The following is a 23,437-nucleotide window of genomic DNA, read 5'->3' on the forward strand; positions in this document are numbered from 1 at the left end:
CGACAAAGCTCCCCCCGGAGTATTGCCCAAGACTGCGGGCGATAGCGGCGCGATGACTGCACTGACGAGAGCAAAACGTTCTTTAGTCGATTCGCTTTTTTGGAGCCGCTCACCTTTCTGCGGCAACTCTAACCAGCCACATTAGTTGCTGCCAGGTTTGACACCAGGTTTCCGGCGACTTGCGTTTCATTCCATTTGGCCGAAAGCATCACGCTGTTGATGCCCGACCCGATGCCCAGCATTGCGACGCGATCATCGGATTTTATTTCGTTGCGCACAGCGGCGGCAGCCAGCGTCAGCGGCAATGCGACGGAACCTGTGTTGCCCAGGAATTCAAACGTCGTGCTATCGCGCTGCTCGCTCAGCCCCATCGCTTCTAACATCGCGCTGCGGTGGCGTGACCCGACTTGGTGACAAACGGTGCGATCAATTTCGTCACGAGTCCAGTCGCTTTGCGAAATCAGTTTTTCAAACGCACTGGCACCCGTCGCGATCCCCTCGGCCATCAGTTTTTCCGAATCCGTATCCATCAGCGGTTGCATCGACGCCCCGGCCGAATCCTGATCGCTCCGACACAGGTCGTGGTGTTCCGTTCTGGCTTCGGCGATCGCGCAGTGCAACGACGATCCATTGGGTGCTAAATCTCGCCGCGTCAAAAGCCACGCACAGCTTCCCGATCCGATCGTCAACGATGCAAAAGCAGGCTTCACGGATTTTCGCGTCAGCGACAGATCTTGGTTCAACGAATCGATCGTGCCTTGCAGCAGCGGCCGGCTGTTTTCGGTGCCGACAACCAACCCCGCCTCAATCGCTCCGGCTTGGATCATCGTTGCAATCTGTACCGCACCGTTGACCAACCCCAGACACGCATTGGAAACGTCGTATACCCAACAGTCGCGCGAAAGCCCCAGCCCATCGTGAACACGTGAAGCCGTCGCAGGTTCTAGGAAATCACGGCAAACACTCGCGTGAATCAAACATCCAATCCGGCTGCGGTCAAAATCCAAGCTCTTGATCGCGCTGATCCCGCTGCGAATACTTGGCGTGCTGGGCATGGTTCCAACGGGCCAGACGCGTCGCTCGTTAATACCGCTCATCAAAGCCAACCGACCTTCGGGCAGTTTTAAACGCTCGTAAATCGGGGTCAACTTTTGTTCAATCGTTTCACTCGACCAGATTTCGTCTGGGATTTCTGCACCGATCGCTGCCAGAGAGACATTGTCGAATTTCACGTGGCGTCCTTAAGTCGTTTGCATTGTTTGGTTTGCGTGAATTCTATCGTGAAAGCAACGACGCGACCAGCAGCGCAAACCCCTGCATTGCTAGCACCTATTCGCATTGCTATCACTACCCGCGGTGCTAGCAAGGCAACGCCCGATCAATATGTGGATTAGTTTTTTTTAACTCTATCTTGATCTGTACCCTTCTACACATCGTGAGCGACACAGCGTCGTGTTGCTCCACCCAGCAACGTCTCCGATGTTTGCCGAGACAGGAGTCTCCAAAACATCCTTAGTGATTAATTGCCACTTGAATGATTCAAAGGCGTTGCTTCCCTAGCGACAGCTTCGAATTTTTCGAGCCTTCTCTTAATCGCTGGCGAAACTGGTTGGTGCGGGATGATTTCGCACCCCCTAATTACTCGCGAATTCGAAGAGGATTTTTCGATGACGTGCAAGCCACTTATTGGACTCAACGCCGACTACCGTGCTGCTGCTCGCAGTACCCCCGCGTTCAGTTACATCGCTGCCGGTTATTTTCAATCGATTCTCTCCGCTGGCGGCATCCCCGTCATCGTCCCACCGATGGACGACCCCGATTCTATCCACACGATTCTTGATCAACTCAACGGGTTCTTGTTGATCGGTGGCGCCGACTTGGATCCACGCAACGATGGATTCATGCTTCACCCAAGCGTGCGACCGCTTGACCCGATTCGCGAAACCAGCGACCGCCTACTGATGGCCGACATCGCTGAACGCCGCATGCCCCTGCTGGGAATCGGCACCGGCATGCAACTGCTAAACGTCCAACAAGGTGGCAACCTGTTCCTGGACATCAAAGAAGACCTGCCATCGGCAGTGCCACACTTGGATCCTCAAGATCCTAGTCATCGCCACACGCTCAATGTCGAAAGCGATTCGCTGATTGGTCGCGTTTATGGCGACGGCGAAATTCGCGTCAGTAGCCGTCACCACATGGCGATTGACGAAGTCGCGCCTGGTTTCCGAGTCACCGCTCGTTGCCCCGATGGCGTCGTCGAGGCAATCGAAAGCGAAATGATGGACTGGTTTGCTCTGGGAACCCAGTTCCACCCCGAGTGCAACGCAGCATCCGCATTAGACGTTCGTATCTTCGAAGAATTCGTCGACGGCGTGCGAGAGCATGCGGCTCAGGATCTGCGTTTGGTCGCGTAGAACGTTTCACGCCTATCGAACGAGACGCTGCATACAGAACTTATGCAGGTCTCGGCTAGAATCAGCAATCCGGCCAGTCGCTCCAACAAAACTGAGCAACATGGCCGGAGAGATGGCCGTCTATTTACTTCATTGAAATATCTCCCTCGTCGCTCAATAGAAAATATCGCTGTAGCCGATCCGCTGGTTTCGATCAATTGATTCACGCCAACTCGGGTGGACAGGATGTCCGCCGAGATCAAGCAAGGACGCGCAAAGGTCGTTTCGGCTACAGCATTTTTCTCTTCTTTCGAGCGTCCATTCGCCCAACGACGTCGTGCTTCACAGCTGCAGCACGGCGGAGCCAATCGGCGAAGCTGCTACGCGCACGTGCCCGCTGGAAATGCAGCAAATAAAGACGCCGTACGATCGGGCCTGCTTAGTTGCCGGCTGATGAGATGATCGCAAAGCATGTCGCAAGCAACAGCACGGCCGCTACTTCTAGTGCCAACACGACGACGTGAAAAACGAGCACGACGCGAAATCCGATTCGCAGTCCGGTCGGTAGAAATCGCCCGTACTTGCTAGACAGACGCAGCGCCGGAATCACCCAAGCAATTTGCAGGAGACAAATGGCGCCAGCGCCAACGAGGCCTCCAAAATAGATCGAAGCGAACAAGAGGACCGCCAAGACGACACCTGCGAGAGCAAAGAATCGAGCTTGCCGAGTAAATGCAGGCAGATCAATGCTGTCCGGCTGATCGAATGGCGCCGGCTGACCGATCGCAACTGCCTGCGCGATTTCATCTTGGATCGGCACCGCATAAGGATTCAGATCCTCACTGGCTTGCTCGGGCACCCGACCACTCATTGTATCGCGATCGTGCGGATCGTCAGTCGGCTGATCGTCGTTGGCATTCATTGCAGTGGTTCCCGATGATTTTGACATCGATAGCTTAGCAAACACGGCAACGCTGAGCGACAAAGGAGTTGCCCCAGAGTGATCGCCGCGATGCATTACGCCGCTTGTTGAACCAGAACCCGTGCCGGCAGCAATTCGCTTGCCAGTTGTAGCTAAGATGGAGGGCCACTGACTGCAAGTTTCCCCGATACGGTTCAGCGTTCATGCGACTTTCGTTCCCCATCGCGTTTGTGAGTTCTCTAGCATTCACGGCCATTTGTGCGCAAAAAGGCCTCGCGGTCGAAACGCTTCGGCATCCCTTGTCGCTTGAACAGCAATTAAAAAACGTTCCGGTCGCGTATCTGGCCGAGCAAACACAACTGCGCGGCGACGCGCAGCGAGGGGCACTGGTGTTTTACAAATCGGCTGCCGCTTGCGTGAATTGCCACAGCAGTGGCGAAGGCAGCTCTCCGCTGGGCCCCAATCTTGCCGAAGTTGGCAAGGACACCGACGGCAAAGCGGTATCGGACCAACATTTGATCGAATCGCTGCTGTATCCCTCGCGCTCGATTCGCAAAGGTTTCGAGACAGTCAATATCGTCACGTCCGACGGTGACGTCGTCAGCGGAATGCAAATCAACGAAACGAGCGAATCCTGGGAGCTGCGAGATGCAGCAGATTTGACCAAGACGATTGTGGTCAACAAAGACGATGTCGAAACGGTGAAGCGTTCGGACAAGTCGATGATGCCCGAGGGATTGATGGCAACGATCGCCAGCCAGAGAGACTTCTTGGACTTGGCCGCCTACGTGTTCGCGGTCGCAAGGGGCGGCGTCGAAGCTGCCGAAAGTCTTCGCCCTACGCCCGAGCAAATCGCCGTCAAAGATGACTCCATTAACCTGGACCACGCAGGGATCATCCAGGGACTACGAGCCAAAGACTACACGGCGGGCGAAAAAATCTATCACGGATACTGCTTCAACTGTCACGGCAACGACGGAAACACACCTTCGCTACCGACCGCGCGTGCATTTGGCAAGGACAAGCTGAAGTTTGGCGCTGATCCTTACAAAATGTTCATGACATTGACGAACGGCAGCGGATTGATGGCACCGATGTCTCACCTGACGCCAAAAGAACGCTACCAAGTCGTGCATTACATCCGCGAAGCTTTTATGAAGGACAGCAATCCCGAGTATTTCAAGACGACCAAGAAGTACCTAGCCGATCTGCCTGTGGGGACGCGCGACGGAACCGACGTGAAGCCGATCGATCGAGACTTTGGCCCGGCGTTGGCTTCGCAGCTACAACGCAAATTCAGCAGTGTGCTGACGATTCCGCTGGGCGACCTGACGGTGTCATACGATTTGCACACAATGAACCAGGCAGGCGTCTGGATGGGCGGCGTCTTGGATTTAAGCCAAACGCAGCATGCTCGCGACCGCGGCGAAGGTACTGCGGATCCCGCTGGCGACCTCATCGAATCACTCTCGAAGTGGCAATGGGGACACGACGGAACTCTGGACTATCCCCGCGACGGTCTCCGCCCGCGTGGCCCGCTGCCAAGCAATTGGCTCAACTATCGCGGCCATTACTTACACGGCAAACAAGTCGTTCTAAGTTTCGCCATCGACGGGCGGGAAATCCTGGAGTATGCCCAACCCGGACCAACGACACAGTCGCTGACTCGCACTCTTCGCATTGGCGCCGGACCAGAACTGATCGTCGAAATGTCAACGGCTAAGAAAGGCGCCTCGCCAAAAACGACCGAGTCCACCATCGCAGTCGAAACACCTGCCGACAGTTGGTTTGCCGCAGAAATTGACGGCGAGCGACAAGGAATGCAATTCGGCATGGACGAACAGAATCGCGTCGTCCTGCGAATCGCGGCGTCCGATCAAAGCCGATTGGTTTCGATCACGACGGGAGTAGCTCACTCGCAGGACATACTGCGAACCGTGTTGACGACAGACGCCGCCGCAGTGATCGACCCGGCGACCCTTCGCGCTGGCGGCCCCAAACTGTGGCCCGACGAATTGACCACCGTGGGAACTCTCGGGCTGGAACAAGGAGCCTACGCTCTCGATACGCTGACGATTCCCGATTCGACGCCATGGATCACCTGGTTCCGAACTTCGGCGTTGGATTTCTTTGCCGATGGACGCATGGCGCTGGCCACGTATGGCGGCGATGTTTGGATCGTCTCAGGCATCGACGACGACCTACGCGAACTGAAATGGAAGCGGTTTGCCGGTGGCCTGTATGAACCGATGGGTTTGCGGGTCGTTGACGAGCAGATCTACGTGACTTGCAAGGACCGACTGACGCGACTGCACGACGCCGACGAAAATGGCGAAGCGGATTTCTACGAAAGCTTCAATGCAGACGAAGACGTCTCGGTAAATTTCCACGCTTTCAATTTTGATCTGCAAACCGATGCAGAAGGGAATTTCTACTACGCCAAGAGCGGGCATGGCACCGACAGCGACATCCCCGGACACGTCGTCAAGATCTCGGCCGATGGATCGCAGCGGAGCGTTTACTGCACGGGTTTTCGCACGCCCAACGGCATGGGATCGCTTCCTGACGGACGACTCACCGCCAGCGACAACCAAGGCCAGTGGACACCAGCCGGAAAAATCAACCTACTGCGCAGCGGAGGCTACTACGGCTGGGTGGGCAACTATTCAATCCCTGGGATGTGGGAACCCGGAGGCGGTAAAATTGACATCGACAAAGTCGTGCCACGCCAGGAATTTGATCCGCCGTTGGTGTGGATGCCGCAAGATTTTGACAATTCGAGCGGCGGTCAGATCGACGCCAGTGACCCACGCTTTGGACCGCTGCACGGACGATTGCTGCACACCAGTTTCGGCAAAGGCTGGATGAGCTACCTGATGATGCAAGATTTTGGCGACGTCGCGCAGGCGGCAATCATCAAGCTGCCGTTCGATTTCCAAACCGGCATCATGCGTGGACGGACGAACCCGCACGATGGGCAAATCTACGCCACCGGATTGCAAGGTTGGAACGGCGGCGGACGAGTCGGTTTGTTGGGCCAAGGCGTACAGCGACTCAGGTACACGGGGAAACCACTCTTAATGGTCAGCGATTGCCAAGTCGAACCGGAAGGGCTGCGGCTGACCTTCAATTTCCAACAAGACTCGTCGGTCGCCGCAAACCTGGACTCGTACCAAGTGAAGCACTGGAATTACAAACGCGAGAAAAGCTATGGCTCCGATCAGTACTCGCCATCAACCGGCAAAAAGGGCGCCGAAAACATGAACGTGGTGGCCGCGGAGTTGAGCGATGACGGCCGCAGCGTGCTTTTGAAAGTGCCCGATTTGCAGCCAGTGGATCAAGTTCACATCATCGTGAACACCAAGTCCGCCGACGGGCCTGATTTTGCTGAAGAGATCTTCTGGACGATCAACCAAGTTCCGGCAAACCAAGTTCCGGCAAACCAAGTTCCGGCAAACCCTGCTTCGGACAAATGAACCGCAATCGACTGAGCCAACTGTTCCTCTTTTTAACTCTGCTGTTTATTGGGCAGTGGTTCGCAAATTCATGGCCGGTTAGCTGGCGAGAAGTTGTCACGTCGAACGACGGTCGCATCTTTACCGTTTCCAGCTACCCGTCGTTTCGTGGTGCAGAACTGTGGGAATGGCAGCCAGACCTGTCATCCAAACGTCCTCTAAGATCGTTCTGGCACTCCTACGGCCAAGTCCTTCTTTCCGAAGACGCATCGGTCATGATTTGCGACACGGGGAGCAAAGTGCTTGCGATCAATACAGCCAACGGAGAAACGCTGTGGATGAACGAGGATCCTCTTTGGCGGCGCATTCATTTGCTTGATGGCGGACGCCACGGGTTGTATGCGTCGGGCAACGACCGGCAAATCGACACGATTTCGGTGTTTGATATCCGGACGGGCGATATCAAAGAAGAGCTCAGCATCCTCGATCTCATTGGCGGTCGCGGCCTAAAACGCCTGCAGCTGTGCGATTCGGGGTTCATTCTGAAACTCCCACAAGCGCCCAACGAAAAGTTTGCTTGGGACGGAACAAAAATGGTCTTAGCAGCCGAACCGCCCACTGCAAGCGAACTGACGACTGCGCAGCGCCGGTACGACACGGAATTCATGCGACGCTTAGAGTCGGCGATGGATTCGGATACCGACGATCTGCCCGGCGGTCGAAACGTGCGCGTGCTGTCAGCGACTGATTCGCGGGCAAGCCGCATCGAGATTATCGACAACGACAAACAAACGTTGCTCGCCGCCAAGCAAATCGGTCACCCCCTATTCGTTCACCTACTCGCTGGCATCGTCTTTGTCGGCATTGGAATCGCCTGGGTCATCCTTCTGCTTGTCGATACGACACAAAGCAAACAGCCAGATCGGTACCGTTGTCTGATCGATCTCTTTTTCCTAGCTTCGGGGCTAGCGCTTGCAACCATTCCTGGCCTAGGAAACTTTGTCCCTGAGGCTGCTACAGAAGGCCAGTTCTGGCGAATCACCGCTTTCCCGCTGGCGGTCGTCACTTGGATCTTGGTTTCGATAACGTTGAACCTGAAGAACTCTTCGTACATCTGGGCCGTGGTGATAAGCAGCTGCGCAGTGCCTGTGATATTGCCAGCAGTGTTGTTGGTCGTAGCAATGCGATGGCTCCGATTCCAACCGATGCTTTTGAAATCCGAACAACCGCTGATCGCTGACGAACCAACACATGCCAACCAGAATCAAGGCCGTCGATTTCGCTTTGGCATTCACGAAGTAATGCTACTTACAACGGGAGTGGCGATCTTCGTTGGTATCGGTAGTCAAGCGATGGACTTTGTTCCGGGCGGAATCGGCTACTCGCTGTTGATTGCGCTGGCAGTTTTACTGAGCCAGAACACGACCATCGCCAAGACGACTTTAATGATCGCTACCGTAGCGGTTTTCGCATCGGTGCTTTCTCAACCACAGCATTCCACCGAGAGGTGGTCGATCAATCATGCGTTAATGCTGATTATCACATTTTCGTTTGCCGCGATTTGCGGCTCTGGCATTCATCGAAAACGAAACCCAAGTGATCAGCCCTTCAATCTGCCGACCAAGCCATCGGTCGACCGAAGCCGTGCCAGATCAACGGAACAAGGGACCGCCGACGTAAAAGAAGCGGCAAAATTTATCTGGGCGCATAAGAAAACCGCACGCTGAGATTCAGCATGCGGCCGTGTGCAATTGCCGTGGGTGCCAGCAGGCTAGCTAGCAGCTTCGGTGACTACATTGATACGTCGGCCTTTACGGTCGAACATCACGTTGCCGTCTACCAGAGCGTAAAGCGTGTAGTCGTTGCCTTGGCCAACGCCACGACCCGCGTGCCATTTGTTGCCAACTTGGCGAATCAAAATATTGCCAGCGATAACCGATTCGCCGCCAAATTTCTTGACGCCGCGTCGCTGTGCATTGGAGTCACGGCCGTTGCGGCTGGACCCTTGACCTTTCTTATGTGCCATCAGAATTACCTTCAAAAAGCGTGTTTCAAGTCGCGTAATCTACGGACCCGCCGCGGATGTATCAAGGCGTCTCGACACGGAAATCCCGAGAAAAGGCCTTCATTGACGGCAATAACGGGACTATTTTCCGGAGAAAGCCGTCGTCAGCCAGCCGCCTTTCTGGCGTTTGTTGATATTTCGCAGTTCCACGACCGCTCGCTGGCGGCTGATTCGGCTGTCCGCCAGGTCCTTATAAATGCGGTCGGCGGTATCACGACGGCGCAGAGAATCGTTTAGATCGACCAATTGTTCGGACCGATCCAGCATCCAGCTTTGCCATTGCGCTACATTCTCGCTCGACGAAGGCTTGTCGTCCACGTCGGCGACCATTGCTCCGTCGTCATTCTCCTCACCAATGGCTTCAGCGATTCGCTTTTCCAAGACGGCCAGATCCGCTTGCAGATCGCTGCGTCGCAGTGCAGGACTTTTCAGAGCTTCCCGGACGCATTCGCGAAGTCGCTGTTGGCACAATTGGCCGATCGCTGGCATCGACATGAGTGTCTGTAGTCCACGCTGAGCGATCTGCGATTGGGGGCTCAGGATCGCCTGACAAGCCTCGCTGCAAACATCCCACGCTTGGAACCGATAGACAAAATCCAAGCCCGTGCCTTTGATATTCTGCAGCCCGATCGTCCGATTCAGAAAACCTGGCGGAGTCTCATCGACGACGCGCGCCACGACGTCTTCGCCCGTCGCGTCGTAGTTGTCGATCACCACCAATTTGCGATCGTACCAGCGGCGAAGCATTTTGACGTATTCGGATTCGATTTGTTCGGACTGTTGCGGCGTCGTCGCTTCGACCGACTGCTTCAAGGCCTGAAATTCGGCCAGCCCCGTTTTCAGATCTTCGGCGTGCCGCTGGATCGACTGGACCAGCGATGTTTTGACGCCAGCGTGATCCAGTTCCTTGGCGATCGATTCGGGTTGTTCCCACATCGCGACCAACGACTGCGTATCCATGTTCATCGCATCGTCTACGACGGCATCGATCATCGCCGTCAGCTTGGCTTGTACATGCTGGGGTTCGATAGGTTGACGGTAATCCCAGGCAGCTTGCCGCAGAGCTTTCAATGCAAAGGTCGTGTCCCAAGCTTGTCCCTGGTCGCGCAGCGAAAGACTCTTGCCGTGTTCGTCCCACGCTTCGTCGATCATCCCCAGCAACCCTTTCAAGTTGTTGCCGATCAGAAAGAAGCGATCCGCCGTCATGTCTTCGATAATGATTTTGGCAAACACTTTGGAACGCGGCACGCGGTCAGCGCGATTATTGACGACACCGCTGACCCAGGTCGTCGGTTCGTCCCACGGATCTTGCGTGTCAAATCCAAGACGACGAATGTTACCCATGCACCCGAAACGTTCGTTTGCAGACATCCCATTGGTGAATTCGATTCGGCGTGTCCGCACGGTAGCGACGGGATGCGTTTTCAGAACGCCCAAGTCGGGAACCAAATAGTCGCCCATGGCTTTGAGCGAAAAGTCGTAGTCGACGCCCAGCTCTTCGCCCATCGCTGCAACCAGAGCCACGTTGTCGGGGTGTTCTTTGTAAGGAAAGCGGTCAAGTACATCGTCGGTAATCAGTCCCGATTCCAGCCACCCGACACCACGCAGAGTCGACTTGGCGTGGCGACAGCTTTCGGAAATGTACGGCCGCATTTGTTCTTCGGTTGTCAGAACATGCGATTGAAGCGGCACAAACCCGGAGATCGTCGTCGCGACATCGTGACCGGCTGGCCCCTGCAAATCTTCGTGATCGGGATAGGTGTTGGTGATGGTGGCGAGATCGTCGCAGGTCCACTGCCGCGAAAGGACGTCGACGTACGAAGGCGTCAGCGCCATGCATTCCCAAAGAAAGACCGAAGGGTTCATCCGCGAAGCCATCAGGATCAGGTTGTGCTGCTCCCAAATCGTGGCCTTATCGAACGGCCTAAACAACGGAATCTCCAGCGGTTCGCCGTTGGGATCGGCGTGAATAAACATCGCTTCGCAGCCGGTAGTCTTCGACACCAAGCCATGCCCCATCGCACCAACCAACGCTGCCTTCAGCCGCTCCGTTCCCGATTTTCCTCGCGTGCCCCAACCACCGATCGACAACGGGATATTTCGGCGTGCCTTTCGAAAACGGTAATTCGACAGTCCGTGCTTGGCCAAGATCACGATCAGCAACACGGACGTGAACACCAACAGATGTTCGATCGTGTTTTCAAATGCCGACGAAAAATAGTCCGCGAATCGAAGGAAGTGTTGCTTGATGGTTTCGATCGTCGAAAGCCCCAGCAAAGGCCCAAGGCACGTTGTCGTGGTAAAAAACTTAGTGACACTTTCGTCTTCCGCTGAAACATCCGCTTGCTTTGCTGAAACATCCCCCTGCGTCGTAGCGTCACGAGCCTGGCCGGTTTGCTCATCGCAATCGTATTCGCGAAACTCGATCGCAAACCCCAGATCACGCATCGATTGGATGTAGGTCGACGCGGCGTAAGTTTCGTCGTCCCAGTTGCGTTTGTCGGCATACTGCGCGAACCGCAGATTCAATTTGACGGCGGCCTTGATGCGTCGATGAATGCCTTTTGGACCAGTGACTTTGGTGACCCCCTGCGACGTATAAAACTCGGTCGACCGCGGGGTTACCCAACTGCGATTGAGTATGGACACAAAATCGTCCATCAGTGGCATAAACGGACGCCACGTGCCATCGTCACCGATGGTGACCGGTTCGCCAGGCACTTTTGTTTCGCTCAGCTCGCCACCAATCTGCGAGGGTGCCCGCATCGGTGCCGAATTGATTCGGCCAACGGTGTGCCGCAAAGCTTGGCGTTTGTCGGTGGCAGTATGCGTGCATTCAAAAACTAAACGCCACAACCTAAAACCAAAAACGGGACCGCGTGTCACATCGACGCCCCACCGACCCCATTGAATGTCGTAACCGAAATCGGATTGCGAAAGGACAGCGAACATTCGCCCCAATCGGTCTCGGTCCAGATCGCCGAAGAGCCTCTTGCTCAACCGTTTGGTCTGCCCGATGCCGATCTTGGCCAAGTGCGGACGAATGGCGAAAAAGACTTCGCGTACTGGCCGTTCAGTTAACATCCAGCATTTTTCGCGTGCCTGCGCTGCCCAGCGACGTACCGCGGGGTTTTCGTGAGAACGCTGAAGTCTTATCAACCGCGGGCGGATTCGCTGATGATAAAACGCGTGCGCGGTTTCGCGGCGAACTTCGTTTTCGCTGATTGCAGCATCGCCGACAATGTCGTCCGGCCGCAGACTAACTTGCTCCATCACTTTTGCTACCACATGCATCGTGGTCCGCAGCACAAAAGGATCTTGGTCCGACTGCAGTGCCTGTACGATCGTTTGCAAAAAATCAATCGTTTTGCTTAGCGTACACGGTACTTCGGCGCCGACCAGCAAAGCCGCAGCACGCACTTGCACCGTATCGTCCTCGGTTGCCAACATGCACCACTGTCGATGCGTCGCGTCGTCCGTGGACAGAAACGCTGCTTTAGCCATCGCCTGTCGCACAAACGGACTTGGTTCATCTTCGCGGCGAGGCAGTTCCACGCAGCGATCATCAGCCGTCAGCAAGTGCTCGGTGAGCATTCGATAGATGTGTCGACGCACAAAAATATCGTCACCTTGTCGCGGGTTGGCCAATCGCTGGCGCAACAGCGGCATCGATCGTGACAGGGACAAAGTCGCCAGCAACGACAGAGCTTCGCACTGAACCCAGACATCCGCGCGAGCTTCGACCACCGTGCGATGCAACAGCAACAGCGTTCGCTTATTCAGAAGCGATTCGGCGAGCGCCGATGGCATTCGCGAAAGTGCCGCGCTGAGACATTTTAGCGCAGCAACCTTGATCCGCTCGTCGCCGTCGTAGTCAAGCGCGGCCTGAATACGGCGCTCGATTTTCAGACGGTTCCAGATTCCAGCGATCCGTTCATCACGCGAGAGCCCTTTATCGCTAGGTGCCCTTTCGCGAACCAGCGAAAAGCAACGGTCGACGATAGTGCTGATTCGCTCAAGCACAAACGCAAGTAACAGCTCGGCCGTGCCGACTTGTTTGGCATAGCGGTCCGTCACGGCCTCTTCGTCAAACCAACGGGCAAACGCTTGCTGGTCCCCTTTCAGCTGTGCAGTGGACGCCCCCAGCTCTTCGGCGTATCGCAGAATTACTTCTTCGCGCTGCCGTGGACTGACAATCTTTGCGACCGTATTGCGAAACGCCTGGTTACCTTGACGCAGTTGCCTGAGATCGAGCAGTTTGCGTTCGGCACACTGAAACAGAAAGTCCGTCAAGAAGCGAATCGCTTGACTCTCCGGCGTACGTCGATCATCGATCGCGACTCGTTCCTTTAGCCATTTTTCACGCGCGTGCTGCGGAACATGCTTCAGCTGCGACTGGATTTCGCTGTCAAAATCAGCCAACCACTTCGACAGTGATGCCGTTAATTCGCCCAAGAGTTTGGAATTGAGGCGTTGCTGATATTCGTTGAGCCCACTGCGAAGCAAACTGGTTGCAAGTTTTTCGATCGTCGAAAAATCTGGCTTGCCTTTGACGACGACAATCCCGCCGCCGGTTGTCGCGTCGGGCTCGGTCGCAGGAGATTTCGTTAGCAAAGTCGACATCGATAGAACTTTTGCGTGCTATCGATTCGCGCTGTAGTGCTTTGCAGCACGCTCCTGACGAATCGAACGAAACAGAGTCGCTCCGGGACGCAAGTCGCGGTAACCCCGGGAATGGTTGTGAAAAATGGCAAAGTTGATTCCGAAATTTGACCGACCGCTGGTCAGGTCGTTTCGCATCGAAAACGCCACTTCGGATCGCTGCGTTTTGCTGTTCCAAGTCTCCAAAGTCAGATCCAAGTACAGCACGTTTTGCAGCGAAGCTTCTTTACGATCGTTATCGGATAGGTAGCCCGTCATTCGATAAGCCATTTGAAACTGTAGGGGTCCCAACAATTGATCCGTCCCAAACTGAACGCCCACGTTGTCCGGAGTCCATTCTTGATCGTTGGTCATCAACGAAGGGCTGACCCAATAGCGACGATCCAAACAAGCCTGATAAACCAAACGATCCGAAAATCGCATTCCTTGGCGATGATCGGATTTGTACTGCGTGAAGACGTCTTGGTCCAATTCGCCCGAAGCATAGCCGTTTCGATGATCGCTGAGACTCCTCGCGAACAACGACACGCCCGGCATGTGGTGCCAAGTGGTCGACAGTTCGTGACGACGACTGATGCGGGCGCTGATGCCTGCTGACCAAGGAGTCGAACTAACCGAATCAAGAATGGGTTCGCCGTCGAATTGCCCATACGCGTACGCCTTGTAACTGAATTGCAAATCCCCCCATCCATTGGCACACGCGTCGGTAGCGCACTTGCCAAAGGGGTACGTCCTGGAACCTTCATGAATCATCCCCAGCGTGGGACCACCATCTTGACGCAGTCGAGCGATCAAGTGGTTGGCGGAGTAACGATCGTGCCACTGGTCATAGTGGTAGCGCGACAATTGCATTTCAAAGAACCGTTCAGTGTTGGCGACTCGATTGAATTCTTCGACCGCATCCCGTTGACGGTAACCTGCCGTCGCGGCAAGCGTGCCCAGTCGCTGGCTTCCCAGCGACTGAAGCCCCAGGTCAGCGGCATTTTGCATTTGCAACGTGAGCGGCAGCAAGTCCGGGGACCGCATCGCCAATTGATCCAGCGTCTCAACTTCGTTGGCGTAGTCGACACTGTCGTACGCGGCCTGAACAACCTGATCGGCCCAACGGTCTGGCGGTGGAATTGGCGTGGGCGCGACTTGCAAGCTTGGCGTCGACTCGCCGCCAGGTTTCAGTTGATAGATCCGCAGCAGCGCCGATTCGACTCCGGCAGACGGTTCCAACGCAAACGATTTCTCACCTTCGACCGCCAAGAACTGATGGGATCGACGACCGTTTTCGTTGCGATCGATGCGCAGCAAGGCGGGACCCGCGATCCGAAACGTAAGCGGTTCGTCGGCAGTCGCGACCTGGTACGTGCGCGTTCTTTCCGCCATCCGCACTTTTTCGTGATTGATCGGAACCACCGTACCGTCCGGCAGCACCTCATTCAGATCGACGTGCAGAAAGTGATTCATCAATGGATCGGCTTGACTGACCTGCAGTGAATGCGGGCCAGACCCGATCGTGACGCGGGCGATCGTTCGTTTTGCAGGATCATCCAGGGTCACCGTTTGCGTCCGCAAGCGACTTTCCAGAACCACGGAGGTGTTTCCGGTCGGCAAAAAACTCAGACGTGGTCGACGCAACGCGACTTCGATCTCGGTCGACTCCGGCTGATTCAGCAGCAGCGTCAATTGCTGCGAACCGGTCAAAACATGAGTCCCGATATCGTCGCCAAACAACGCTGCGATGGCGCGTGCCCGCGGACTCGACGGCGTCCAACCACTAGTCGGCAACGCATGCACACCGGCTCGCGAATCGAATTGTCGAAACGCATCCCACTTGGTGCCTTTCATCATCCGATCCAACAGGTCACGTATGTCATTGCGATCGGGATAGGTTCGCGAAAGTTTGTGCATCGCAACGATGGCACCTAGAGCGAATCCATCGCGATCAGCTTCTTGCGAATCGGCAAATAGCTGGATCGCGGATTGGATCTCGGCGTCCTGCCCGACAATTTCAATGGGCTGTTCGGTTGCGACGACGCGGTTTTCCCATTGCTTGGTATCGTTGTAGGAAAGTCGCCCGAAGTAGTATTCCGCGGCATGTAATTCGTGGCATCCACAAAGCATCGCATCGAAGCACAGCGGGATCGATCGACACTGTCGATTGCGACAAATCATTCGTACGCAATCCGTGCACGTGTCTTTGTCCAACGGCCCCGCGGATAGATCGCACGTGTGGCGATGGCGACCAAAGCTGCCTTTAACCACCGTAGCAAGCGTTGTGTCGTTGATCCAAGGCAATGTCGGCAAGGCGATTTCGGGACGCAGCGTTTCGACTGAGATCAGGAACGGCGATTCTTCGCATTCGACGTGGAATTGGTTTAGACCGGGTGGCAATTCGATTTCGACTGTTTCGACGGAACCGGGGGACAAACCGCTGGATTCGGACATACGCGAAGTCGACGAAGGCCGATTTTGCAAAATGGGAATGCGCCGCGTTTCGCCAGAACCACTCATCAGAATCCAATCATCGATCGGTTCCACATTCCTTTTAGGCTCGCCACGACTGAGCCCATCCGAGTTCAAAGGGTGCACCGGCCGAATCTGCAGCCGTACTTGGGCGGGTCCATGCAAATTGACGGTTGCCTTCTGCCCTTGATCCACAAAGGACGTGGGGACATGAAAGCCACGTTGATCCAAGTAGACCTGTCGCATCTGCACTGGCGAACGAATCGCAGCGGATTCACTAACCCAAACGCGATTTCCAGGATGATTCTGCTGCCAAGCTTCCCATTCGCCAATCGCAGCGAGACGTTCGGACGCTTGCGTGCTAGCCATGGCGCCAAAGATACGGTCACCGGCTTGCCAGTGTTGCAACCAGCGCGCGCCTTCGCCCCCGCCGTTTTGCAGCAACCGATGGGCATGTTCGTAGCGGCCAAGTTTTAGCTCCTTCAAACCCATCCACAAATTTTTGGCTTGCGGATCGTGAAGTCGCGCGACCGTTTCGTCAAACAACTTCCACCATTGAACTTGGTAACTGCAACGCAGCAGGATGTCTTCGTTATGCTCGTCTGCTTTCATGGACGAGAGCACCAGCAGCGCGAAACGATGACGTCCGTTGTCCATCAACTGCCGTGCCAATTTCAGCGTAAATAAGTTGTCTTGGCGTTGAATGGCGGCAAACGACAAGATTGATTCTCGCAATCGCTGATCGTCGCCAGCAGCTTGCAACAAGCGATCGACGGCCTGAGCTTGCAAGACGAGATCGTCGCTGTAGCGTAGCCATCCACGCCATTCTTTCTCTGCCAAAAAATGCTCTCCAGCAGATTGCAACGCGTCCGCTCGCGACAGAATTGCTTCGCGACGTCGACCACCGACGCTGTGCCGGACGATCTTGGTCCAGTTCGCGATCGCTTCGGGCCATTGCCCCTGAATAGCAAAATCAGCGGCTTCGCTAGACAGCTGATCCAGCAATACATCGTTCCAAAGTTCTTTTGGCGGGTCGATTTCCCAAGACGGCTGAATCGTGCGCGAGAACGCGTCAAAGTTTGTCCTTAGCAGGCGTTCGATGGGACGCGAGTCATTGTTGATTTCTTGTTGGGCGAACCTGCCGATAGGAGAATCGTCCCCGGCTGCCGTCAAAATGGAATTGAGTGCCCGAAAGGCTGTCTCTGGCAGGGTGCTTTGACGGCCATCCAAATACTGCAACCCAATGTAGACCGGCGGCGACGGGCAGTTCGCCAACCAAACGCGAACCGTTTGCACGTGAGCCGGTTTGACCAGTTCAGCCGTTGCGGCCCGCGTCATGGGGGCGGATTCATTCCACATTGCAAACGGACCGCCTGCAGTGCCGCTGTCATAGCGACTGTGAACCGTTGACAAACACGACAGAGCCGCTGCAGCCGCACCGGGCGCCATGCAAGTTTCTTTCAACGGAACGCGTGGACTGACCGCCAATTCGATCGGCGGCGAATCATCGAACTGAACCATCAAGCAAGCGTTCTGGCTTAGATGAGACTGATCCACGACCACTCGCAGGACCGACGCCCCCAGCAATTCCGGAATTCGATATTGCAATCGTTCGTCGCTTCCCAGGGGTAACCGGCAAACCGTCGTGGTAGGCAAGCTTGCCACGGCCGTCGGCAGATGCTGTTCGCCGATGATTGTTTCGGTCGCGGTTTGCTTTGGGCCGCGGATACGTCGATTGACAAACGCGATTCGCCGCTGGTCGTTTTGATCGCCCGAAATTTCTGGTAGTAGATCGCGAAACGACGTGTGTTCACGCATTCGGCTTGCCATTTCCGCAACGCTGATCTCGTCGCCAAAATCCGCATCGCCGTAGTGACGTGTCGCGATCGCTCGCATCCACATGTACGCTCGCAATCCGCCATGTTGGATTCGATTGTCGCGAGCCAAGTGCGTGATGCGCTGTTGATTCAAGTACGGATCCCAGATCGGCCCGCTGCCAGATGATAGATCCGACGTCAGCATCTGATCGACCTGCAACCCATGGTCCGACGTGTCCCGAATAGGCCCATCAATTCCGTTCCATGTATCGTTCCACTGACCAGGCGCATGATTCAGAAAAGTGTCGTGCGTGACTTGGGCCGAAACCTGAGCTGACTGGTAGCTCTCCGAAGCGTCCCAGATCGAAACAGCTTTTCGGACGTTCTCCCAGGTAGGAAAATCGAAGTTGCGATTCAAGTCCGGCCGACAAAGTTCAAGGCCAATAGCGTTGACACTGATGTAAGCTGCGTGGGTTGATTTGATTTCGACCTTGCGATCACCGCAATCGATATCCACATATGCAAATTCGCGGCGACCGACCAGGCCTTCGCACCCATCGACAAAGACACGGTGATCCCGATTCGGCTCGGTCGTAAATGTCAACACACGATGCAGAACACCGTCGATGTAGACTTGTATCCAATAAGGTTGACGGTGGGGCACATCCAGTCCGTATTTCAATCGCGATTCAATTCGTAGTCGTTTTGGACCACTGACTTTCAAATGCCGCGACTGGCCTTCAGGAACCATCGAATACATTCGGGCAGGTGAACCGCGGTCATCTTTGATTTCGACCATGTCACCGCATCGCAGAATGGGGCAACGGTAGTAGTCCAGCAACTTCGGTGTTTGACGGCGTGACGTAAATACAGCGACACAAACGGACCCAGACGTTCCGCGAGGCCGGCAGACTTTGGCCAACGAAACTCCCGAGTGATCTGGCGCGGCAACCAAAGAACAACCGTCTGCCGAACGGGCCGCATTGTGCTTGCGATACATCCCTGATCCGTCGGACGTCCAGATCTGGACACGATCACGAAGCGGCCCGGATTGGCAAGAGACGACCCGAACCAATTCATGGGAGGGAACAAAAAACTCGATGCACTGACCAGGCGACAGCTCGATGCAGCTCATTCGCGAAACCAGTCGGTGCTGCGGTTTGACGCCGCTTAGATAGCCAGACTTGGCGGTGACATTGTCCCAAACCAGTGATGCCGTCGCGGACGAGCGTCGTTGCCGCGTTTCGTCTAGCTCAGCGGCAACCGATTGGCGTGATGGGCCGACAGAGACTGCTGTGAAAAACAGTGCAGCGACCAAAAAACACGCGCGCACAACGGTAGCCCACGAAAGGCAAAATCCGTTCTGCAGATTCCAGAGCAATCCAGGCATCCAATAAAGCGCGAACAGCAGTCACCCCACCATGCGTTGGAACACAAGCGAAGCCGATCGCCTGACTCAAAATGATTCCACGGCGTTTTTTGACAGCATCGAGGCCTCGTGCAGGCAAAACGGTCGCGCAGAGTCTGGGTGTACAAATCAATTTATCGGAGCCATGAGGGCTGGGTAGTTAGCGAAAGCTTTGACGATTTTGCCGATTATGCCAATTGCTTTCACAACGATGACGTGGCTGCCCAAACTGGCGGCCAGTTTCACGGCCAAATGTTTATCGCCGAGGGCTTCATCGCTGAGGCCTTCTCTGTGCGCAATGCTACTTGCGTTGCTCGGCCCCAGACGACTCGCTGCGATCGATTCAGCAGATGATTGATTCAACGCACGACTGATTCAGCTATCAAACGAAGCGATGCGTCAAGCATCAGTGCACACCCAATCGTCTGCTTAAGCGTCCTTGCCTGGAAGAGCGTTGACCGATGTGCGAAAGGCCTTTTTGCCGCAATCGCGAGACGCTGTACTTCTTGCCGCTCGCCTTCGTAAAGGACACGACTTAGCGGTTCGACAGAGAAATCCCGTTAACCTTTCCGTCACGGACGTGTTTTGGTCTCTTTCTGATACGAAATGCGACAGGAGTCGACAGGAGTGACGTTTGGTGGAGCCCGCTTGATGCTACCTTGAGCGTCCCTGATTTTGTCACCCAGCTCTTATCTTCGAGACGACCAGTTGAGCAATCGCAGTTTCAAGAAGCGGCACGCCAAGGTCGGCGCTCGCCCCGGCACTTTGGTGATTCCCGCAGAAGCCCCTGAACCTCGCATCGAGAAGATTTGCTTCAACGCGGAATCGCATCAACGCGAGACGCTGGAGTCGGTCGATGCGTTGCAGGAAGCCTTTGATCGCCAAGAAGTCACGTGGATCGATGTGCAAGGATTCGGTGACCACGCCGTCATGCTCAAGATGGGCGAACTTTTCAAACTGCACCCGCTATTGCTGGAGGATGTCGTCAACGTCCCGCAGCGGCCCAAAGCAGAACGCTACGACGATCAACTTTTGCTGGTCGTCCGGATGGTGTCCAGCAGCAAAGACGACGTCACTGGTGAGCCGATGATCCAAATGGAACAGGTCAGCTTGGTCGTCGCTGAACACTACGTGCTGACGTTTCAAGAAAAGCATGGCGACATTTTGGATCCCGTCCGCAAACGCATAGCGTCCAATAAGGGGATCATCCGCCAGCGCGGAGCCGATTACTTGGCGTACGTCATCGCGGACACAATCGTGGACGGTTACTACCCGGTGCTAGAACAGCTGGGTGACCGCCTGGAGTCGCTGGAAGTGGATGTGATCGAACATCCATCGCCGAGCGTTTTGTCGGAACTGAACCGGATGAAGAATCAACTGATCAATTTGCGTAGGGCGATCTGGCCGCAAAGGGAAGCGATTAACGAACTGATTCGCGGTGATTCTCCCCTGATATCTGACGAAGTAACGATCTACCTGCGCGACACCTATGACCACTGCATTCAGACGTCCGAAGTAGCCGAAATGTATCGCGAGATGGTGACCGGACTGATGAATACGTACCTTTCCGCGGTCGCCAACCGGACCAACGAGGTCATGAAGGTTTTGACCATCATGGCCAGTATCTTTATCCCGTTGACATTCATGGCCGGGATCTACGGCATGAATTTTGAACACATGCCCGAGCTGAAATACCAGTACTCTTACGCGGTTTTGTGGGCTGCCATGCTGGCGACGGCGGCCGGCATGGTCGTGTATTTCTATCGCAAAGGTTGGATTGGCGGCGATGACTAGACTTTGCCCGTCTATCAGCCGGTGGATCGTCGCACGAGGCTTTTCGGCATCCGAATCGACCGTTAACATACTGATCACTATGAGCGATCAAAAACTGAACCAGCAGCAGCGCCTGCTCCGAAATCTTGTTGTCATGGCGATGGCCGATGGCTCCATTGGCGAACGCGAAGTCAACATGGTGGCCGACCGTTGTGACGAACTGGGGCTGAGCGCGACGGATTTGCAAGAAGCCATTGAGTACGGGCTGAGCGACGATGCTGCGCTGGAGTTGCCGTCGGAGAAAGCCGGCCGCGAAGAATTGATGCAAGAGTTGATTCGGATGATGGCAGCTGATGGCCGGCTAGACGAAGGCGAGAAACGCTTATTCGCGCTCGCAGCGGTCAAAATGGACCTGTCGTCTGCGGATCTGGATCGCTTGATCGAAGCGACTTTGCACCAGTCGTAGCCGCTCACCGTGTAAACGAGCAGCCGCTTTGCAAATCCGGTTGTCAGCTGCTCCTTTCTTTCGACGACGAAACCCGGTGAAGGTGAATCCCTCTTGGCACGCATTCTGATCACCTCCGGTCCAACCCGTCAGTACCTGGATCCGGTGCGCTATTTGACAAACGCTTCAAGCGGACGCATGGGAGCGGCATTGGCCGACGCAGCGTTACGCTTGGGACACGAAGTCGTGATCGTCAGCGGTCCAGTCGCGGTGGACTATCCCGCCGGAGCACAGTTGATTTCGATCGAAACGACGGACGAAATGCTGGACTGTGCTCGCAAGACCTTTGCGACTTGCGAAGGACTGATCGGCGCGGCCGCCCCGTGTGACTACATGCCGCGTTTTATTGAACCGAACAAGATTTCAAAAACAGGACAGCCACTTGTCTTGGAGCTGATCGAAACCCCGGACGTCGTAGCGACCTTGGGGCAGGCAAAGCGATCCGACCAGTGGGTGGTGGGATTCGCACTGGAGACCGAAGATCGTCATTTTCGTGCAACCGTCAAGCTTCAAAAGAAACATTGCGATTTGATCGTAAGCAATGGACCGCAGGCAATTAATTCGGCGGACAACGAAGTCGAATTGCTGGATCCTGTCGGCGAAGTGATCGCAGCGGTCACAGGCGACAAGCACCATGTGGCCGACGAACTTCTGAGCCATATTCACGACCGACTGATTTGCCCAATCTAAAGCACTCGAAGTCCTTTCAAATCGACCTCTCCAGACGTACAAGCTATTTCTCCCATGAACTTATCAGTCACTCTCGGACGACTCGAGCTAAAAAACCCCATCATGGTCGCGTCGGGGACGTTCGGATACGCGCGTGAGATGCAAGGCATCGTGGATGTGTCGCGGATCGGTGGCGTCTTGCCCAAGACGATTACCGCCGAACCACGCGTGGGCAACGCCCCCTGGCGAACGGTCGAGGTATCCGCGGGGCTGCTCAACGCAATCGGACTGGACAACGATGGCGTGGACGCGTTCTTAGAAAGTCACTTGCCTTACCTGCGTGAGATCGGAACATCCATCGTCGTCAGTGTCGCGGGACGGACACAGGATGATTTTGTGTCGCTGGCCAGCAAAGTCGGCCAACAGGACGGAGTTGCCGCGATCGAACTGAATCTGTCATGCCCCAATGTCAGCGGTGGTGTCGATTTTGGAACCAACGCGGATTCGTGTCGTGACGTGGTAGCCGCGGTTCGCGCGGCTTGTCCCGTTCCAATCTTGGCAAAGTTGACACCCAACGTCACCAGCATTGCCGACATCGCACAAGGTGCTGCCGACGGCGGCGCCGATGCGGTTTGTCTGATCAATACCGTATTGGCGATGGCGATCGACTGGCGAAAGCAAAAGCCGATGCTGGGCAACGGCATGGGCGGCATGAGCGGACCGGCGATCAAACCAATCGCTCTGCGATGTGTGCACCAGGTCGCGTCAGCGGTTTCGATTCCCATCATTGGCATTGGTGGCATCGAAAACATCGACGACGTCATGCAGTTTTTGGTGGCCGGAGCATCGGCAGTGCAGATCGGTACGGCCAACTACTACGACCCAACCTTGTCCACTCGCCTGATCGACCAACTGCCGGCGGCACTCGCTGAGCTCAATGCATCGTCGGTAGCAGATGTGGTGGGCACCCTGAAACGGTCGTAGTTGTTCCGTCAACATGACGCGTGCAGCCAGAGATCGATTGGGCACGGACGGCCCGAAAGAGCGCGTCGCCTGGTGATGGCTTGCGCCGTCCGTTAGCGGATTGCATTGACATTTGTGTTGCACATTACTTTGCGCAGCATTCTGTCCAGTGCTCCATTCTGTTCAGTACTCTGCTTCGATCACGACTGCACGGCTTCTTTTCCGTTCAACTGTTCGCCTGAGCAGTTCAACGGCGAAGACCAAACGATACCTGGATTGTCAATTCAGATTGATCGTTTTCTTCTCAATTGCAGGATCCCGCAAACGCGTATTGCGGCGCACGCTAGA

12 protein-coding genes are annotated in these 23,437 nt (G+C 55.4%); 7 read left to right on the forward strand and 5 right to left on the reverse strand.

Annotated elements, in window-relative coordinates; translation table 11 throughout:
* Nucleotides 1–128: 128 nt before the first annotated feature.
* Entirely contained in the window at nt 129–1,232 is a 1,104-nt protein-coding gene (locus K239x_RS17875; protein WP_145419572.1) for a 3-oxoacyl-ACP synthase III, read from the reverse strand.
* A gap of 435 nt (nt 1,233–1,667) precedes the next feature.
* Between K239x_RS17875 and K239x_RS17880 the strand changes: the two genes are divergently transcribed.
* Complete coding sequence (locus tag K239x_RS17880; RefSeq protein WP_145419573.1) at nt 1,668–2,417, forward strand: gamma-glutamyl-gamma-aminobutyrate hydrolase family protein; 750 nt, start codon at nt 1,668–1,670, stop codon at nt 2,415–2,417.
* Between the two features lie 418 nt (nt 2,418–2,835).
* On the opposite strand, the gene K239x_RS17885 is transcribed toward K239x_RS17880, so the two are convergent.
* Nucleotides 2,836–3,318 (reverse strand): hypothetical protein, encoded by a 483-nt coding sequence (locus tag K239x_RS17885; RefSeq protein ID WP_145419574.1) that lies wholly within the window; start codon nt 3,316–3,318, stop codon nt 2,836–2,838.
* Nucleotides 3,319–3,548: 230 nt separating this feature from the next.
* Here K239x_RS17885 and K239x_RS17890 point away from each other — a divergent pair, with 230 nt between their 5' ends.
* Nucleotides 3,549–6,794 (forward strand): DUF6797 domain-containing protein, encoded by a 3,246-nt coding sequence (locus K239x_RS17890; protein WP_419189114.1) that lies wholly within the window; start codon nt 3,549–3,551, stop codon nt 6,792–6,794.
* A complete protein-coding gene (locus K239x_RS17895) occupies nt 6,791–8,500 on the forward strand; it encodes a hypothetical protein (protein WP_145419576.1) in 1,710 nt (569 codons plus the stop codon). Before K239x_RS17890 ends, K239x_RS17895 begins: the two co-directional genes overlap by 4 nt.
* A gap of 44 nt (nt 8,501–8,544) precedes the next feature.
* Here the strand turns inward: K239x_RS17895 and rpmA are convergent, their stop codons facing one another.
* From rpmA to K239x_RS17910, 3 genes are all read right to left on the reverse strand, one after another.
* Entirely contained in the window at nt 8,545–8,799 is a 255-nt protein-coding gene (gene rpmA / locus K239x_RS17900; protein ID WP_145419577.1) for a 50S ribosomal protein L27, read from the reverse strand.
* Nucleotides 8,800–8,919: 120 nt separating this feature from the next.
* Nucleotides 8,920–13,461, reverse strand: coding sequence for a hypothetical protein (locus K239x_RS17905; RefSeq protein ID WP_145419578.1), 4,542 nt, complete (start codon nt 13,459–13,461; stop codon nt 8,920–8,922).
* Between the two features lie 18 nt (nt 13,462–13,479).
* Nucleotides 13,480–19,161 carry a tetratricopeptide repeat protein gene (locus tag K239x_RS17910; RefSeq protein ID WP_145419579.1) on the reverse strand — a complete coding sequence of 1,894 codons (5,682 nt, stop codon included), beginning with the start codon at nt 19,159–19,161 and terminating at the stop codon, nt 13,480–13,482.
* Nucleotides 19,162–19,887: 726 nt separating this feature from the next.
* Between K239x_RS17910 and corA the strand changes: the two genes are divergently transcribed.
* From corA to K239x_RS17930, 4 genes are all read left to right on the forward strand, one after another.
* Nucleotides 19,888–20,973 (forward strand): magnesium/cobalt transporter CorA, encoded by a 1,086-nt coding sequence (corA, locus tag K239x_RS17915; RefSeq protein WP_145419580.1) that lies wholly within the window; start codon nt 19,888–19,890, stop codon nt 20,971–20,973.
* 79 nt (nt 20,974–21,052) lie between these two features.
* Nucleotides 21,053–21,418: a TerB family tellurite resistance protein gene (locus K239x_RS17920; RefSeq protein WP_145419581.1), complete on the forward strand. Its 366-nt coding sequence runs from the start codon at nt 21,053–21,055 to the stop codon at nt 21,416–21,418.
* Nucleotides 21,419–21,511: 93 nt separating this feature from the next.
* Nucleotides 21,512–22,147, forward strand: coding sequence for a phosphopantothenoylcysteine decarboxylase domain-containing protein (locus tag K239x_RS17925; RefSeq protein ID WP_419189115.1), 636 nt, complete (start codon nt 21,512–21,514; stop codon nt 22,145–22,147).
* Nucleotides 22,148–22,201: 54 nt separating this feature from the next.
* Nucleotides 22,202–23,110 (forward strand): dihydroorotate dehydrogenase, encoded by a 909-nt coding sequence (locus tag K239x_RS17930; protein WP_145419582.1) that lies wholly within the window; start codon nt 22,202–22,204, stop codon nt 23,108–23,110.
* Nucleotides 23,111–23,437 lie beyond the last annotated feature (327 nt).

It is taken from the genome of Stieleria marina (assembly GCA_007741555.1).
Taxonomy (GTDB): Bacteria; Planctomycetota; Planctomycetia; order Pirellulales; family Pirellulaceae; genus K23-9.

Excerpts from the sequence above, each read along its gene's own strand:
- K239x_RS17880 (WP_145419573.1), top strand. The coding sequence starts at position 1,668 with ATGACGTGCAAGCCACTTATTGGACTCAACGCCGACTACCGTGCTGCT.
- K239x_RS17885 (WP_145419574.1), bottom strand. The coding sequence starts at position 3,318 with ATGAATGCCAACGACGATCAGCCGACTGACGATCCGCACGATCGCGAT.
- K239x_RS17895 (WP_145419576.1), top strand. The coding sequence starts at position 6,791 with ATGAACCGCAATCGACTGAGCCAACTGTTCCTCTTTTTAACTCTGCTG.
- rpmA (WP_145419577.1), bottom strand. The coding sequence starts at position 8,799 with ATGGCACATAAGAAAGGTCAAGGGTCCAGCCGCAACGGCCGTGACTCC.
- K239x_RS17905 (WP_145419578.1), bottom strand. The coding sequence starts at position 13,461 with ATGTCGACTTTGCTAACGAAATCTCCTGCGACCGAGCCCGACGCGACA.
- K239x_RS17910 (WP_145419579.1), bottom strand. The coding sequence starts at position 19,161 with ATGCCTGGATTGCTCTGGAATCTGCAGAACGGATTTTGCCTTTCGTGG.
- K239x_RS17920 (WP_145419581.1), top strand. The coding sequence starts at position 21,053 with ATGAGCGATCAAAAACTGAACCAGCAGCAGCGCCTGCTCCGAAATCTT.
- K239x_RS17930 (WP_145419582.1), top strand. The coding sequence starts at position 22,202 with ATGAACTTATCAGTCACTCTCGGACGACTCGAGCTAAAAAACCCCATC.